Source organism: Bradyrhizobium sp. UFLA05-125 (assembly GCF_059803515.1).
On record NZ_JBANBJ010000002.1, the window covers coordinates 1 to 15,974 of the forward strand.

At 61.5% G+C, this 15,974-nt stretch carries 14 protein-coding genes; 12 read left to right on the forward strand and 2 right to left on the reverse strand.

Features of this window, described 5'->3' with window-relative positions; all coding sequences use genetic code 11:
- The 4 genes from SO156_RS03415 to SO156_RS03430 all read left to right on the forward strand — a co-directional run.
- Positions 1 to 603, forward strand: a 603-nt coding sequence (locus SO156_RS03415) for an acetyl-CoA C-acyltransferase (RefSeq protein WP_498533843.1), incomplete at its 5' end; no start/stop codon positions are given.
- A 20-nt stretch (positions 604 to 623) separates the two neighbouring features.
- The gene (locus tag SO156_RS03420; protein ID WP_498533844.1) at positions 624 to 1,634 is read left to right on the forward strand and encodes an NAD(P)H-dependent flavin oxidoreductase; all 1,011 of its coding nucleotides are present in this window, start codon (positions 624 to 626) and stop codon (positions 1,632 to 1,634) included.
- Positions 1,635 to 1,689: 55 nt separating this feature from the next.
- Positions 1,690 to 2,850 (forward strand): iron-containing alcohol dehydrogenase, encoded by a 1,161-nt coding sequence (locus SO156_RS03425; RefSeq protein ID WP_498533845.1) that lies wholly within the window; start codon positions 1,690 to 1,692, stop codon positions 2,848 to 2,850.
- 83 nt (positions 2,851 to 2,933) lie between these two features.
- Positions 2,934 to 4,133: an ABC transporter substrate-binding protein gene (locus SO156_RS03430; RefSeq protein WP_458149546.1), complete on the forward strand. Its 1,200-nt coding sequence runs from the start codon at positions 2,934 to 2,936 to the stop codon at positions 4,131 to 4,133.
- A gap of 145 nt (positions 4,134 to 4,278) precedes the next feature.
- On the opposite strand, the gene SO156_RS03435 is transcribed toward SO156_RS03430, so the two are convergent.
- A complete protein-coding gene (locus tag SO156_RS03435) occupies positions 4,279 to 5,319 on the reverse strand; it encodes a LacI family DNA-binding transcriptional regulator (protein ID WP_498533846.1) in 1,041 nt (346 codons plus the stop codon).
- A gap of 246 nt (positions 5,320 to 5,565) precedes the next feature.
- Here SO156_RS03435 and SO156_RS03440 point away from each other — a divergent pair, with 246 nt between their 5' ends.
- The 7 genes from SO156_RS03440 (at position 5,566) to SO156_RS03470 (ending at position 14,463) form a co-directional block, all read left to right on the forward strand.
- A complete protein-coding gene (locus SO156_RS03440; protein WP_498533847.1) occupies positions 5,566 to 6,639 on the forward strand; it encodes an ABC transporter ATP-binding protein in 1,074 nt (357 codons plus the stop codon).
- A gap of 73 nt (positions 6,640 to 6,712) precedes the next feature.
- A complete protein-coding gene (locus SO156_RS03445; protein ID WP_498533848.1) occupies positions 6,713 to 7,957 on the forward strand; it encodes an ABC transporter substrate-binding protein in 1,245 nt (414 codons plus the stop codon).
- Positions 7,958 to 8,056: 99 nt separating this feature from the next.
- Complete coding sequence (locus SO156_RS03450) at positions 8,057 to 8,998, forward strand: carbohydrate ABC transporter permease (protein WP_498533849.1); 942 nt, start codon at positions 8,057 to 8,059, stop codon at positions 8,996 to 8,998.
- The gene (locus SO156_RS03455; RefSeq protein WP_498533850.1) at positions 8,995 to 9,849 is read left to right on the forward strand and encodes a carbohydrate ABC transporter permease; all 855 of its coding nucleotides are present in this window, start codon (positions 8,995 to 8,997) and stop codon (positions 9,847 to 9,849) included. The genes SO156_RS03450 and SO156_RS03455 overlap by 4 nt, the downstream gene beginning before the upstream one ends.
- Positions 9,850 to 9,945: 96 nt before the next feature.
- Complete coding sequence (locus tag SO156_RS03460) at positions 9,946 to 10,701, forward strand: SDR family NAD(P)-dependent oxidoreductase (protein ID WP_498533851.1); 756 nt, start codon at positions 9,946 to 9,948, stop codon at positions 10,699 to 10,701.
- A 20-nt stretch (positions 10,702 to 10,721) separates the two neighbouring features.
- Positions 10,722 to 12,713, forward strand: a complete 1,992-nt coding sequence (locus tag SO156_RS03465; protein WP_498534042.1) for an alpha-glucosidase — start codon at positions 10,722 to 10,724, stop codon at positions 12,711 to 12,713.
- A gap of 820 nt (positions 12,714 to 13,533) precedes the next feature.
- On the forward strand, positions 13,534 to 14,463 hold the full coding sequence (locus SO156_RS03470) for a helix-turn-helix domain-containing protein (RefSeq protein ID WP_498533852.1): 930 nt from the start codon (positions 13,534 to 13,536) through the stop codon (positions 14,461 to 14,463).
- A 29-nt stretch (positions 14,464 to 14,492) separates the two neighbouring features.
- Here the strand turns inward: SO156_RS03470 and SO156_RS03475 are convergent, their stop codons facing one another.
- Complete coding sequence (locus SO156_RS03475) at positions 14,493 to 15,419, reverse strand: catalase family peroxidase (protein ID WP_498534043.1); 927 nt, start codon at positions 15,417 to 15,419, stop codon at positions 14,493 to 14,495.
- A gap of 309 nt (positions 15,420 to 15,728) precedes the next feature.
- Between SO156_RS03475 and SO156_RS03480 the strand changes: the two genes are divergently transcribed.
- On the forward strand, positions 15,729 to 15,926 hold the full coding sequence (locus SO156_RS03480; RefSeq protein ID WP_458142858.1) for a hypothetical protein: 198 nt from the start codon (positions 15,729 to 15,731) through the stop codon (positions 15,924 to 15,926).
- The last annotated feature ends 48 nt before the right edge of the window (positions 15,927 to 15,974 follow it).

The window sequence follows — 15,974 nt, forward strand, 5'->3', positions numbered from 1 at the left end:
ACGACCAAGATGGCCGTGATCGACAAGGACACCAAGGAGGTCAGCTATCAGCAGGTGACGCTGACCAAAGACGAAGGACCGCGCCCCGATACGACCGCCGAGGGCCTCGCCAAGATCAAGCCCGTGTTCGAGGGCAAGACGATAAGCGCCGGCAATGCCAGCCAGCTCTCGGACGGCGCCTCGGCTTGCGTGATCATGAGCGACAAGATCGCTGCCAGGAAGGGCCTGAAGCCGCTCGGCATCTTCCGCGGCTTCGTCGCCGCCGGCGTCGAGCCGGACGAGATGGGCGTCGGCCCGGTCGCTGCGATCCCGCGGCTGTTGAAGCGCCACAATCTGAAGATCGACGACATCGATCTCTGGGAGCTCAATGAGGCCTATGCGGTGCAGGTGATCTATTGCCGCGACAAGCTCGGCATCGATCCGGACAAGCTCAACGTCAATGGCGGCTCGATCGCGATCGGCCATCCCTACGGCATGACCGGTTCGCGGCTCACGGGGCACCTCCTGATCGAGGGCCGTAGGCGCAAGGCGAAATACGGCGTGGTGACCATGTGCATCGGCGGCGGCATGGGCGCGGCCGGTCTGTTCGAAGTCGTCCACTGATTCAAAAGCGGAGATCACACGTGAAGACGGCAATCACTGAACTATTCGGCATCCAGCATCCGATCATCCAGGGTGGCATGCATTACGTCGGCTTTGCCGAGCTTGCGGCAGCCGTCTCCAACGCTGGCGGTCTCGGCATCATCACTGGCTTGACGCAAAAAACCCCTGAACTGCTTGCGAAGGAAATCGCGCGCTGCCGCGACATGACCGACAAGCCGTTCGGCGTGAACCTGACCTTCCTGCCGAGCTTTACCGCGCCGCCTTATCCCGAATACATCGCTGCCATCAAGGAGGGAGGCGTCAAGGCCGTCGAGACCGCGGGCCGCAGCCCCGAGCAGTACATGCCGGCGCTGAAGGCAGCCGGGATCAAGGTGATCCACAAATGCACTTCGGTGCGGCATTCGCTCAAGGCCGAGAAGATCGGCTGTGATGCGGTGAGCGTTGACGGGTTCGAATGCGGCGGTCACCCTGGCGAGGACGATATTCCGAACATGATCCTGCTGCCGCGCGCGGCGGACGAGTTGAAGATCCCGTTCGTGGCGTCGGGCGGCATGGCGGATGCGCGGAGCCTCGTCGCGGCGCTGTCGATGGGCGCCGCCGGCATGAACATGGGCACCCGCTTCGTCGCCACCAGGGAGGCGCCGGTCCACGACAACGTCAAGCAGGCGTTGGTCAAGGCAACCGAGCTCGACACCGTGCTGGTCATGCGCGCGCTGCGCAACACCGAGCGTGTGCTCAAGAACAAGGGCGTCGACCAGTTGCTTGAGGTCGAACGAGAGAAGGGCGCAAGCCTGAAGATCGATGACATCCACGAACAGGTTGCCGGGGTCTACCCCAAGGTCATGGTGAACGGCGAGATGGACGCGGGCGCCTGGAGCTGCGGGATGGTGGTCGGCCTGATCAACGATATCCCGACGGTGAGGGAACTGATCGACCGCATCATGATCGAGGCCGAGCAGATCATACGCCAGCGGCTGATCGGCTTCCTTGACGAGAACATCGACGACGTTCCGGCGCGCGCCGTCGCGTGACGGTTCAGCGCGCTTTGCGGGGATGTCGAACAACAGCATCGATGGGAGGGAAAGCATGCTTGCAGTGGGCAGTTATCAATACCCGACGATGGAATCGGTGATCTACGGCAAGCCCGCGGCCGAAGCGCTGCGCGAGGAAGCGGAGCGGCTTGGCGCAAAGCGCGTCTACCTGATCGTCAGTCGCACACTGAACACCAAGACGGATGAGATCGAAAAGATCCGCAAGGCCCTGGGCGAGCGCCATGCGGAGACTTTCGACGGTATCCCGCAGCATACGACGCGCGAAGCGGTGGTGCAGATTGCCAGGCGGGCGACGGAGGCCAAGGCCGACCTGGTCGTGGCCGTCGGCGGGGGCTCGGTGGTCGACGCGGCGAAGATCGTGCTGATGTGCATGGAGCACGAGATTTTCGAGCAGGATGGCCTTGACGGCTTCGAGACCACGCCAGAGCGCCGCTTTGGACAGTTCCGCACTCCCAAGGCGCGTATGATCGCCATCCCGAGCACGTTGTCCGGTGGCGAATACAATTCCGGCGCGCTGGTCACCGATACCCGTCGCAAGCTGAAGCAGATATTCAACCACCCCATGATGATGCCGCGCAGCATCATCCTCGACCCCGCCATGACGAAATATACGCCGGAGAAGCTCTGGCTCGGCTCCGGCACCCGGGCCATGGATCACGGCATCGAGGCGATCTGTTCCAGTCGTCCGAACGTGCTCGTCGATGCCGTGTGTCAACAGGGACTGCGCTATCTGCATGATGGTCTGCGGCGCACCAGGAGCAACCCGAACGACGAAGCGGCGCGGCTGAGCTGTCAGTTGGGCTCGTGGCTGTCGGCCTTTGGGCTGCAGGCGAGGGTGCCGATGGGCGCGAGCCACGCCATCGGGCATGTGCTCGGCGGGACCTGCGACGTGCCGCACTATTTCTGCACGGCCGTGATGATGCCGAGCGTATTGCGTTACAACCGCCCCGCCACGGAAGCCGCGCAGAAGGCTGTCGCCGCGGCGCTCAGCGCGCGAGGGCGTGACGCCGGCGAGGCTTTCGCAGAGTTTGTTGCGGAGCTCGGTCTTCCCCGAACGCTCGCCGAGGTCGGCGTTGCCGAGGACCGCTTCGAACTGATCGGCAAGAACGCAATGCTCTCAATTTTTACGCGGGCGAACCCACAGCCGATCCGCGAGCCCGGCGACATCGTCAAGATACTCAAGTTTGCCGCCTGACTTGATCTGAGAACCTGACTTGAACTGAGAAAAGCATCGCTTCCTGCTCGAGGCAGGGCGCGAAAACAATGGAGAAGTGCACAATGTTTTGGGGCATCCGACTGGCCTGCGCACTGCTGTTTGCAATGTCGGTCCCTTGCTGGGCGGGCGACACCCCCGGCGTCACAGCGACGCAAATCAAGATTGGTGGCATATTTCCGTTGAGCGGACCGGCCTCCTCGATCGGCCAGGTCGGGCAGGGTGTGCGCGCTTATGTGCAATCAATCAACGATCGTGGTGGAATCAACGGACGCAAGATTGAGTACGTGATGCTCGACGATGCTTACAGCCCGCCGAAGGCTTTTGAGCACGCGCGCCGGCTGGTGGAGAGCGACGAAATCGCCTTCATGTTCAGCCAGCTCGGTACGGCGGGCAATTCCGCCGTGGCAAAATACCTCGCTGCGAAACGCGTACCGACAATCGCAATCGTCACCGGCGCGAGCAAATTTACCAGCGTCAAGGACTATCCGCTCACGACCACTGGCCTCGTCAGCTATGATACCGAGGGCAAGATCTACGCAAGATATCTGCAGCGCGCCTTGCCGATGGCGAAATACGCGATTCTGTTCCAGAACGACGATCTCGGTCGTGACTACGTGAACGCTTTCAAGGCCGTGTTGGGCGCCGATTTCGACAAGCGCGTGGTGACCGCCAGTTACGAGGTGACGGAACCGACGATCGACTCACAGGTGGTTACGCTCAAGAGCTCGGGTGCGCAGGCGCTGTTCATCGCTGGTACACCGAAGTTTGCCGCGCAGGCTATCCGTCGTGCGGTGGAGAGCGGGTGGCATCCCACGATCTTGATCAACTTCCCGTCGTCAACGATAGCGGGCACGCTGAAGCCCGCGGGATTGGAGAACTCGATCGGTGTCATCGTCGGTACCCCGAACAAGGATCCAAGCGACCAGAAATGGGCGGATGACGAGGGAGTGAAGGTCTATCGCGCCTTCTTCGAACGATACCTGCCCGGCTCCGATATCACCAATACGAGCTACCTGACCGGATACCAGCAGGGTATGGTATTGGAGCAGATCCTCAAGCAATGCGGCGACGACCTTTCGCGTGAAAACATCATGAAGCAGGCGAAGTCGCTGAAGAACTTCTTGCTGCCAACGGCGCTGCCCGGCGTTCAGATCAACACCAGTGACCGGAACAACATGATCTGGACGCAACTGCAGCTTCAGCGATGGACAGGCACGGGCTGGGAGCAGTTCGGTGAAGTCCTCGACGGGAGCTTGGAGTAGGCCTCCGTGGCGCATCGAGTCTCGCACAAGATCAGACGGTCGAGGTCGGAAAAAGCGTCGTCGAGACCAGTATTTACGAAGTCGAGGACAGTCGGCTCGGGCGTAATTGGGGCGTCGCCGTTGTCACAGGTGATTGAATTTCCAATTAACTGCTCTGCCGATGGAGCAATGTGAAACGCGTATCGATGACGGCCTGCTCCGGCTTACCGTCGGGGTGCGAGATCCTTGCGATGATCAGTCGCGCAGCTTCCTTTCCGATCAGGTCGCCAGGCGGGCGGATGGTCGTCAAGGACGGATTGGAGGCTGCGCTGAAGCTCAAGTCGCCGAAGCCCACCACCGACACGCGCTCGGGGATTGCGATGCCGAGGCGCTGGCACTCGAAGATCACGCCGAGGGCGATGTGATCGTTGGAGCAGGCAATCCCGTTCACGTTCGGAAAGCGATGCAGGGCCTCGCCGAGCAGCATGGCACCGACCTCGGTGCTCGCCGGCGCAGGATGCTGGATGATCTCCGCAGTGACGTCCGGCACGTTCCGCGCCGTCTCGACGAAGCCTTGGGCCCGCCGTGCAGCGCGACGATCTTCGTGCAGGCGGGCGCCAAGAAACAGCAATCGCTTGCGCCCTCGTTGAATGAGATGCGATGCGGCGGCGCGACCGACCTGGTCGTGGTGAAAACCGACCGCCATGTCCATCGTCTGGGAACCGAGCTCCCAGATTTCGACAACCGGCACCTTGCTGTCACGCAACAACCTGCGCGTCGCGGCGCTGTGGGAGAGGCCGGTCAAAACGATGGCGGCAGGGGCCCAGGACAGTGCCGCGCGCACCAGATTGTCCTCGTCGAGCTCTTTGTACTCGGTATGGCCGAGCATGACTTGCAGTCGCTGCTTGCCGAGTTCCTCCTGCATGGCCGCGACGGTCTCGGCAAAGAACGCATTGCGGACGGATGGCACGATGATGCTCACGACGCGCGATGATGCCGCAGCCAGGCCGCCGGCCATCAGGTTCGGCACGTAGTCCAGTGCTTCGATGGCGCGTGCGATCGACTCGCTCGCCGCCGCCGAAACTGCATCGGGCTTCCTGAAATAGAGGGACACCGTGGACGGCGAGAGTTCGGCGCGCGCCGCCACATCCATGATTGTGACCCGTTGCATCTTGCGCCGGGTGCGTGTGGGCTTTGCTGCCGCCATTCCCTTGGTAGCCCCGAAATAATAGCGCTGCTATTTGGCCGAGGTTCTGTCCGTGATACTATCGCATTCTCGCTACTGGCAAAAGATCAGTCAAATAGGCTAGAATCGGATCTCAGAACCACGGCGAGAGCCGGGGTCGGCAGGCGTTTTCTCGACCGTTGATTTGCGAAAATCGTAGCGCTACCATTGGGGCCACGGCTTCTACGGCCGTCGGGGATGCGGGGCGGGGACGGGAGAAGAGGGCTCATGGCTTCGGTCAGCCTGCGCAAGCTTGAGAAGAGCTACGGTGCGTTTCGCGTCGTCAAGGCCATCGACCTCGAGATCATCGACGGCGAGTTCGTGGTGCTGGTTGGTCCGTCGGGCTGCGGCAAATCGACGACGCTGCGCATGATCGCCGGACTTGAAAGCATCAGTGGGGGTGAGATTCGGATCGGCGACCGTATCGTCAACGATCTGCCGCCGCGCGAGCGCGACATTGCCATGGTGTTTCAGGACTACGCACTCTACCCGCACAAGACGGTGCGCGAGAACATGGGGTTCAGCCTGAAGGTGCGGGGCACGAACGCGGCGGAAGCGGACGCCAAGATCAGGGGCGCGGCGGAGATGCTTGGCATCACCCATCTTCTCGACCGGCGGCCGGGACAGCTCTCCGGCGGGCAACGCCAGCGGGTTGCGATGGGACGGGCCATCGTTCGGCGGCCGCAGGTGTTCCTGTTCGATGAGCCGCTCTCCAATCTCGACGCAAAGCTGCGCGGTCAGGTGCGCACGGAAATCAAGAGGCTGCACCAGACAATGGGGACCACCATCGTCTATGTGACCCACGATCAGGTCGAGGCGATGACGTTGGCCGATCGCATTGTCATCCTACGTGGCGGCAACATCGAGCAGATCGGAACGCCCGATGAGGTCTACAACCATCCCGCGAGCGTGTTCGTCGGCGGCTTCGTCGGCTCTCCGTCGATGAACTTCGCCAAGGCCAGGGCTGCCCATGGCTACCTCGATTTTGCCGACGGCAACCGTCTGCCGCTTGCGGCTTTGACTGGCACCGGCATCTCGGCGGCTGACGGGCGCGAATTCATAGTCGGCATCAGGCCCGAGCATTTCACATCTGGGGTGTCTGATATCGGCCTGAATTGCCAGGTGCAGGTGGTCGAGCCGCTCGGTTCCGATACGCTGGTGCATTTTTCGTTGGGCGGCGCGACATTGACCGCGCGGCTGCAGCCCGAATTGCGCCCGCACACCGGTGAGGCGTTCAAGCTGGGCCTCGACCCTGCGAAGATTCATCTGTTCGATGTGGAGACGGAGCGTGCCTTGCAGTAGAGGTGCGCGGCGAGCTATCGACCAAAAGCTAGAAATGTCGCGAGCAAGCGGCGATCTTAATCGGGAGGACGGCATGAGTTTGGGACGCATTGCAAAGATAACAGGACTGCTGCTCGGATTTGGAGCATTGGCATTCGCAACCGGCGCGTCCGCCGAAACCCCGTTGAAGGTCTTCATCACAAGCCAGGGGCAGCCCGGCATTTGGCGCGCGGTGCTCGATCAATACGAAACTCGCAATCCGGGCGTCAAAGTCACTATCGAGCTGGGCGGCGCGACCTCAGATCTGCAGGCGCAATATCTCAACACGGTCATGACGGCGAAGGACTCGTCACTCGATGTGCTGATGCTCGACGTCATACGGCCGGCGCAGTTTGCGGCTGCGGGCTGGACCAGTCCGTTTGCAAGCGAAAACATGTCGGCTTACCTCCGCGCCTACGCCGAGGCGAACACCGTCAATGGCAAGGTGGTGGCGCTCCCCGCCTTTGCGGATTCCATGTTCCTCTATTATCGCAAGGACCTGCTCGAAAAATACGGGCTCCAGCCGCCAAAGACCTGGGACGAGCTCGCTGCCGCCGCGAAGAAGATCGCGGACGGCGAGCACAATCCGAATCTGCAGGGCCTTTCGTTCCAGGGCAAGGCAATTGAAGGTGCTGTCTGCACTTTCCTCGTACCGTACTGGAGCCAGGGCAAGGTAGTCATGAAGGACGGCAAGCTCGATTTCGATCGTGAGGCTGCCGCGAAATCGCTCGCGCTCTGGAAGAGCCTCGCCGATAGTGGTGTCGCCAAGAAGAACATTGCCGAGGTTGCGACCGACGACACGCGCAAGGAGTTTCAGGCCGGCAACGTCGTATTCGCGGTGAACTGGGCCTACGCATGGGCCATGACGCAGGGCGCGGACTCCGCCGTGGTCGGCAAGGTCGGCGTCGCGCGGCTCCCGGCGGTCGAGGGCGGCGAACAGGCGACTTGCCTCGGAGGTTGGGAGTGGGGTGTGTCCGCCTTTTCCAAGCATCAGGAGGAGGCGAAGAAACTCGTCGAATATCTGTCGAGCCCCGAAGTCTCCAAATTCATGGCCGTCAATGGCTCGCTGCTGCCGACTTATGGCAAGCTCTACAAGGACGCGGACGTGACCAAGGCGGTGCCGTGGTTCGCCGACGCTCAGCCGGTTGTCGAGACCGCGCAGCCGCGTCCGGTGACCCCGCGTTACAACGAGGTCAGTGAAGCGATCCGGACCACGGTCAACGCGGTGCTTGCTGGCGTGACCACGCCGGCGGACGGCGCCACCCAGATCGAGGCTCGCCTGAAGCGAATCCTCCGCTAAGGCACGTTCCGGCGACGAGTGGGTGCGCTCCTGTTCGCATCCCGCTCGTTGTCGCGAATTCTTGCGGTCGCCTTGCGCGCAATCCGGATCGGAATGACGATGACATCCACGTCCAAGAACGCAGCCGGCCGCGTCGATGCGCGGCGCGCGAGGCTGTCGCGCTGGTTTGATCCGGACGAAACGACGCTTGCGGTGCTGCTCCTGGCCCCCGCCGCGATCCTGCTCAGCGTTATCATCGTCTATCCGGTGGGCCGGCTAATCTATACGAGTTTCCTCGACCTGTCGCTGACGTCGGGCCTGCCGGCGCGATTCGCCGGGCTCGCGAACTTTCAGCAGATGCTGGAAGATCCAGTGTTTTGGCAGGCGACCTGGAACACGATCCTGATCACGCTCATCACGGTGCCCGGCGCGCTGCTTGTGGGGCTCGGACTTGCGCTGCTCGCCAATCTGCCGTTCCAGATGCGATGGCCGGTGAGGCTCTCGCTTCTGATTCCGTGGGCGCTGCCGCTTGCGTTTGCGGGCTTGATCTTCGCCTGGTTCTTCCATTCGGAATACGGCGTCGTCAACGACGTGCTCAATCGGATCGGCCTGCCGGGCGTGATCTGGTTCAATTCGCCGCGACTCGCGTTCGCCGCGATCTGCCTCGCCATCATCTGGAAGGCCTCGTCCTTCATGGCGATGATCATCCTGGCCGGATTGCAGACCATTCCGCGTTCGCTGTACGAGGCAGCGGACGTCGACGGGGCAGGGCGTGTGCGGCAGTTCTTCGAGATCACGCTGCCGCTGCTGAAGCCCACGATCGTGGTCGCGCTGATCTTCCGCACCATTACCGCGCTGCAGACCTTCGATATTCCCTACATGATGACGGGAGGCGGGCCGGGCACCGCAACCGCGACGTTGGCCATGTACATCCATCAGAACACCGTGTCGTTCCTCGACCTCGGTTATGGATCGGCACTTGCGGTGGTGATGTTCGGCCTTTCGATGTGCGTCACGGCACTTTACCTGCGGATGATCCGCGGCAGCGGGTCCGCATCATGAGCACGGCTGCCTTCTCCGCCCTCGGCGCGGCCTTGTCCGGCAAACCGTTGCGGGCCATCGCTGCGCTCATTCTCGTCGTGAACGGCCTGTTCCCGGCGCTGTGGATTCTGCTGACCTCGTTCAAGACCGAGGCCGAGCTCACGCAGAAGCCGATCACCTGGCTGCCGCAAGCGGCGACGCTGAAGAATTACGTCCAGGCATTCTCCGATCAACCGCTGCTCACGTTCCTATTCAACAGCTTCATGGTCGCGCTATTGTCGACCGTGCTGACGCTGCTAGTGTCCGTTCTCGCGGCCTATGCGTTGGCGCGACTGAATCTGAGATTTCGCGGCCTCATCATGTCGCTGATCATCGCGGTCTCGACCTTCCCGCTGGTGACGCTCCTGGTGCCGCTGTTCGAGACGATGCGCGCGCTCAATCTGCTCAACACCTGGACGGCGCTGATTCTGCCTTACACGGTGCTGAGCCTGCCGGTCTGTACATTGGTGCTGACGTCGTTCTTCGAGGGCATTCCGCGCGATCTGGAGAATGCCGCCATGATCGACGGCTGCACGCGCTTTGGCGCGTTGTTCAAGGTAGTTGTGCCGCTGTCCGCGCCGGGCGTATTTACCGCGGGTATCCTCGCCTTCGTCAATTCATGGGATGAGTTTCTGCTCGCGCTCTCGTTCAATTCCGATCCGGCACTGCGCACGCTGCCGGTCGGAATCCAGCTTTATCAGGGCGAATTCGCCTTCCCCTGGCCGGTGATCTCGGCCGCGCTCGTCGTCGGCATCGTACCGGTGGCAATCCTGATCGTGATCTTCCAGGAGCGTGTGGTCTCGGGGCTGACGGCGGGCGGCCTCAAGGGATGAGGAGCTGACGTGTCAAAGAAACAGCAAAAATGGTTCCCGGTATCGAGAAGCCGCGTTTCGATCCGGATGCCTGAGGCTTCACGAGGTTAAAGAAAAATGGCAGCTTACGATTCGGTTCGCTACGCATCATTGGCTGGTCGCAGCGTACTGATTACTGGCGGGGCCTCTGGAATTGGCGCCGAAATGGTGAAGGCCTTTTCTTCCCAAGGGGCGATCGTCTCTTTCGTCGACATCGACGCGGAGGCGGGGCGGGAGACCGCTGCCGCCACGGGAGCCGAGTTCATTGCTTGCGACATCACCGACGTTGAGGCGCTGCGCTCCGCGATCGCGGGCGTTGAAGACAAGCATGGACCGGTCGCAGTGCTCATCAACAATGCCGCCCGCGATGATCGCCACGCGATGGCCGACGTTGGGCCTGAGGCTTGGCGACGCGCGCTGGCGTTGAACCTCGATCATCAGTTTTTCGCCAGCCAGGCCGTGAGCAGGCGGATGATTGAGGCCGGCCGCGGGGCGATCATCATGTTTGGTTCGGTTTCCTGGATGCGCGGGATTCCGGGAATGGTCGGCTATACGGCAGCGAAGGCGGCCATTAACGGCATGACGAAGACACTTGCTCGCGAACTGGGCCCGGCGGGCATTCGCGTCAACTGCATCGTGCCGGGCGCGATCGTGACGGAACGCCAACTGCGGCTGTGGGCGACGCCCGAAAGCAATCAGAAGTTCATCGAGAGCCAGGCGCTCAAATTTCGACTCGATGCCACGCACGTTGCGCGCGTGGCGCTGTTCCTCGCCTCCGACGAGAGCGCAGGCTGCACAGGGGCGAACTTCGTGGTCGATGCTGGCCTGACCTGAAGGGATGGAGAGGAATGGACTTGAAACTTGAGACGACCCAATCCGGCTTTACTGTCTCCGTTTGTGGCCGCCGGGTTCTTGCACACAGCGCCGCGGCCCCATGCTTCTTTGTCGGCCAAGGGAACGATAGCATCGCTATGCATCGCGGTCGCTTCGAGATTGAAGATCGCCTTGCTGAACGCTGTCCGCTGGCGCATGCGGAGATGGATGGCGAAAGGATCGTGCTTGCCGCTGCCAAGGGGCAGCCCCCGCGCCTGGCGGTCACGCTCGAGGGCAATGCGCTGGCGCTGCAGGCCCTTGATCCATCCGTGAACCGATTTTGGCTGCGTGTCGTTGCCGACCGGGACGAGAACGTCTGGGGCGGGGGCGAGCAATTCTCCTACTTTGATTTGCGCGGGCGGCAATTTCCGTTGTGGAGTTCGGAGCCGGGCGTCGGGCGCGACAAGAACACCGAGATCACGTTCAAGGCGGACGTGGCGGGCCACGCGGGCGGCGACTACTATCACACGTACTATCCCCAGCCGACTTATGTCTCATCGGCGCGCTATGCGCTGCATGTCGCAACGTTCGCCTTTAGCGTTCTCGATTTTCGCGATGAATCGTTTCACGAGATTGAAGTCTGGGCTGTTCCGGAGCGCATCGAACTGTTTGCTGCCCCGTCGTTCGTCGAACTGGTTGAGATCCTGTCCAGCCGTTTTGGACGCCAGCCACCACTCCCGGAATGGATCTACAATGGTGCGATAATCGGCTTAAAGGATGGAGCGAACTCGTTCAATCGCCTTGCGAAGATGCGTGAGGCGGGCGTCAAGGTCGCCGGTCTGTGGTGCGAGGACTGGGTCGGGATTCGGCCGACGACATTCGGTGCGCGACTGTTCTGGGACTGGCAGGCAAACGAGAAGCGGTATCCGGGCCTGCGACAGCGCATCGCGGAATTGAACAGCGAGGGCATCCACTTCCTCGGTTACGTGAATCCGTATCTCTGCGACGATGGTGTCCTGTTCAAGGAGGCTGCGGATGCGGACTACTTCGTCAAAGATGCGTCGGCGCGAATTGCCCTGATCGATTTCGGGGAATTTCACTGTGGTATCGTCGACTTCACCAATCCGGACGCTGCGGCGTGGTTTTCCGAAGAGATCATAGGCGCAAGGATGCTCGACTATGGCTTGTCCGGGTGGATGGCCGATTTCGGCGAGTATCTACCGGTTGATGTGCGTCTCGCCAACGGGGCCGACGCAAGGCTTGCGCACAACCATTGGCCAACGCTATGGGCAGAAGTCAACGCGAAGGCGGTGACGAGCCGCGGCCGGACAGGTGAGGCCGTGTTCTTCATGCGGGCTGGCTTCACGGGTACACAGAAGTGGTGCCCGTTGCTCTGGGCCGGCGATCAATCGGTTGATTTTTCGCGGCATGACGGGTTGGTCACGGTCATTTGCGCTGCGTTGTCGTCGGGACTGCTCGGCAATGCGTTTCACCATTCCGATATCGGCGGCTACACGAGCTTGTTCGGAAATGTCCGCACGCCCGAACTCATCATGCGCTGGGCCGAGATGGCGGCATTCACGCCCGTGATGCGTAGTCACGAAGGGAACAGGCCCCGCGACAACCTGCAGATCGACGGCGACCCTTCGGTCCTTTCGCATTTCGCCAGAATGACTGCGATCTACGTTCACCTCTCGCCCTATCTCAGGAGATTGTCGCTGGAAGCAACTCGCCAGGGTCTTCCGGTTCAGCGTCCGTTGTTCCTGCATCACGAAGAAGACCGGCGGACCTACGGTATTCAGGATTGCTATCTCTATGGTCGGGACGTGCTGGTCGCACCCGTCTGGCAGGCCTCACAAGAGGAGCGGAAACTCTACCTTCCGTCGGGGACCGACTGGATTCACGTCTGGACGGGCCAGTCATTTGCGGGCGGCCAAGACATATCGATCAAGGCGCCGCTGGGGCAGCCCGCGGTCTTCTACAGGGCAGAGACCGAATTCGAAAAGCTGTTTGTTGAACTTCGGGATGTATAGTTCCATGTTGGTAGCGGCTTGTGCCGCTCTTGGAAGACACGAGCGATGCTACGCGTGATCTTCGAGCAGCATGCGTGGCAGAATAAGCCCGAGGGTCAAGGCGAGGATCACCAGAAAAGCCGTCGTGCCATGAACCTGAATAGCCGTTCTCGGTGACGCAGGTAGAGAATATGCATTGCGGTACGATCACGCATCGCAATGCATTGATGAGATCGTCATCGGAGACCCGGTGCTGATCGCTCGAGGCTCTCGCTCGCCAAGAGGGCACTCGTTCGCACGGCCTCCCTGCTGAATTGACGCTGGTCCCTATACGGAGCTAGCGCGTGCGCGAACTGAGCGACCTCAGACGAGCCCCCAACGCTTGGTCGAATTGACTTGGCCGCATTGCAGTCTCCCATCAACCTTGCCGAGACTCGGAAGATGCGCTGCAACTGCAGAACGGCCTATCGTGCCGACGGTTCGGCGCCCAATCTTTTGGTCTCAATCTTTTGGTCCAGGTAGATCTAAACTTTCCGATTGAGGAATGCGCGACGACGGAGCGTCGAAGATCGAACAATAGCAGGGCGGCACCTTCACAAACGCTCGACCGAACCGATCGAAGCTACCTGGGATTGAGTGAAGTTCGTTGCCGGACGATCCAGATCATCCTGATACTGCTGAAAAAATGACCTCGCGGGGATTGATCCGGTGGCTGCCGGGGCCGATGCTCGTTCCGCCAGCCGATCTGGACTGGCGAGCTTGACCTCCGGTATTAGAATGCCAGCTAGGAAAGCTGAAGAAGGCCTTCCTGCTGCGGCTCCCACGGATGAGATCGGTCGGCATGCGAGACGCGGGCACTTTTGTACAGAGGGTCAGGCAGCAGTTGCGCCTGAGGGATGCACCGCCCTCGCTGATCACGCGGTCAATGCGCGGCGTCGACCTCGCGGTCACCGAAACCCAGGACGATAACCCCGTGCCAGGCCTTTCCGGCTCAGTCGCCGATGAGGCCTATCTCGTCAGCTTGAAGCTTCACGATTATCCGGACTGCGAGCTCTGGGATCACGGCAAGTGCGTCGCGAAAGCGGATGTCAGAGCCGGCACAACTTATCTGTACGACCTGAGGAGCGATCCGGGCTTTATCATCGACAAACCGTTCCACTCCCTCCAGTTCTATCTTCCGCGTTCAGCGCTCGACGCCATCGCGAAGGAATCCCGTACGCGGGGTGTTGGCGATCTCGCCTGTCAGTTCGGCTTCGGTCACGACGACAAGGTCATGCGTCATATCGGGGCTTTGCTGTTGGAAGGGCTGAGTCGGCCGGCCGAGGCCAACCAGCTTTTCATCGATCACATGATGCTCGCGTTCAGCGCGCACATCGTCCAGGCCTATGGCGGGCTGCAGCGCATCGCCGGATCGGGTCGTGGCGGTCTCGCTCCACGGCAGGTGAAGCGGGCCTGCGAAAAGCTCGACTCGGACCTCGGCGGGACACTTTCATTGCAGCGGGTCGCGGCCGAGTTCGGTCTCTCGGTCAGTTATTTTTCGCGCGCGTTTCGTATCTCCACCGGCCTGCCGCCGCACCAGTGGCTGCTGCGCCAGCGTGTGAAGGTGGCCAAGCAGTTGATGACCCTACGGGACCTGCCGCTGTCCGAGATTGCCATCTCGGCGGGGTTTGCCAATCAAAGCCACTTTACGAAGGTGTTTACGGCGCAGGTCGGCGTCAGCCCCGCGGTGTGGCGCCGCGAAACACTGGGGGCGCCGGAAGGCGAGACATAGTCAGCAGCGCTCCGTGAGAACTCACCTGATCAACGCCGCTTCGCAAACGAGATGGCATAGGCAGGGCTGCGCGCCGCGAAGATCTCGTCAGGCGGATGACCGATGCCTTCGGCGAGGTTTGCGGGATCGAAGAAGAAGGCATCGCACGCTTCGTTTGGCTCGATAGCCGTGATGACGATCGTTCCCAATCGTACTGCTTCTCGTTCGTCCTCGTCTGGCCAACGGATGGTCACGTCCATCGTGGGATCCCCGGGACGATCGAGCACCGCCATCACGCTGAAGCGGGCATCGCCTGCGGCGATCCGATGTTCGAGATCATCGTGCAGGAAGTCGGCAGACTTTGCCTTGGCCTCATCCTCCGTCAGCGTGATGTCCCCACCGACCGGCGCGACCTTGAACTTGATGAACCGGGTCTCACCCATCGAATTCGTCGCGGGAAAGGCGTGCACGCCCCAGTAGGTCGTGCCGGCGAAGCTCGCGGGTAGCGGACGCGCGGCCATGAAGTCGGTTTGATGCAGCGTTTCGGGATTGGCGGCAAAGAATGCGTTGATTTTCTCCACATCCGGCTTGCCGTCCGCTCCCGGAATGCTCGCGTTGAGGAACGCCAGCATCTGGTCGAGCGTCCTTGCATAATGCACCGGAGCGCTCTGCGTGAGAATGTCGGACCGATGATCAACGTTTCCGAGCCTGAAGCTGAAGCCGCGCAGCGCAAGCTTGTCGGTATCCGCCGCTCCGGGTTTGCCGCCGCCGACCGAGAAGCGCGCCAGCACGCGTGATGGTCGGGTGAAGCTGCGGGATTTCGTAATCTCCTCCGCCTGATCCGACGGGATATAAGCGCCGTGGACGCATTGGCCCTTGGCAAAGCTCGCGCGTATCTTTGGTGGATCACCGGCTACCGCTTTCAGGGCGTCGACGATCGATGCGGGCGTGGTGGTGCCGCTCGGGAACAGGGACATCGCGGGGTCTTTGGTTGACACCGCAACGATCTAGCGAGCTTGGTACTTCGTTACGCCAGAGTGATTGCGCTACTTGTAGCGCGGTTGCTGCTATTGCGACGCGTCGCTCCCAATCGCCTGGCGTCGGAGGGCGGCGAAGTCCGTTCCGGTGCGTCTGTTCCGGGATGTCGTTCCTGAGCTGATCGAAGGCGGCGAGATGCCACTTTCAGGCACGTAGCCGCGCCACGGGAACATCCGTTGAAGTCGGGAAGTCTGCTTGGAACGCGCGCGCCCGGTCATGATTGACCTCGAGTACATCAGGAGCGTGCCATGGGCAGCCATGACAACGAAACTGCGCGAAGGCCGAAGCAGCCGAACGGCGTTGAGCCGTCGTTCTCGGAGGACGATCTGCAACGGGAGCAACTCGGGCCGCGCGGTATTCCGGGCGAGCCGGATCCCGCGCGGATGACGCCCCAGCGCGACAAGAAGACGCCTGCAACTGGTGGCTTCGACGGCCATACCGCTTGAGCAGGAGGCAGTCGAATCCCTGTGCTTCTTGACGGTGCATGGAACGAT

Coding starts and splice junctions, on each gene's coding strand:
- SO156_RS03480 (WP_458142858.1), top strand. CDS start 15,729: ATGGGCAGCCATGACAACGAAACTGCGCGAAGGCCGAAGCAGCCGAAC.
- SO156_RS03475 (WP_498534043.1), bottom strand. CDS start 15,419: ATGTCCCTGTTCCCGAGCGGCACCACCACGCCCGCATCGATCGTCGAC.
- SO156_RS03450 (WP_498533849.1), top strand. CDS start 8,057: ATGACATCCACGTCCAAGAACGCAGCCGGCCGCGTCGATGCGCGGCGC.
- SO156_RS03455 (WP_498533850.1), top strand. CDS start 8,995: ATGAGCACGGCTGCCTTCTCCGCCCTCGGCGCGGCCTTGTCCGGCAAA.
- SO156_RS03445 (WP_498533848.1), top strand. CDS start 6,713: ATGAGTTTGGGACGCATTGCAAAGATAACAGGACTGCTGCTCGGATTT.
- SO156_RS03470 (WP_498533852.1), top strand. CDS start 13,534: ATGCGAGACGCGGGCACTTTTGTACAGAGGGTCAGGCAGCAGTTGCGC.
- SO156_RS03440 (WP_498533847.1), top strand. CDS start 5,566: ATGGCTTCGGTCAGCCTGCGCAAGCTTGAGAAGAGCTACGGTGCGTTT.
- SO156_RS03460 (WP_498533851.1), top strand. CDS start 9,946: ATGGCAGCTTACGATTCGGTTCGCTACGCATCATTGGCTGGTCGCAGC.
- SO156_RS03430 (WP_458149546.1), top strand. CDS start 2,934: ATGTTTTGGGGCATCCGACTGGCCTGCGCACTGCTGTTTGCAATGTCG.
- SO156_RS03425 (WP_498533845.1), top strand. CDS start 1,690: ATGCTTGCAGTGGGCAGTTATCAATACCCGACGATGGAATCGGTGATC.
- SO156_RS03435 (WP_498533846.1), bottom strand. CDS start 5,319: ATGGCGGCAGCAAAGCCCACACGCACCCGGCGCAAGATGCAACGGGTC.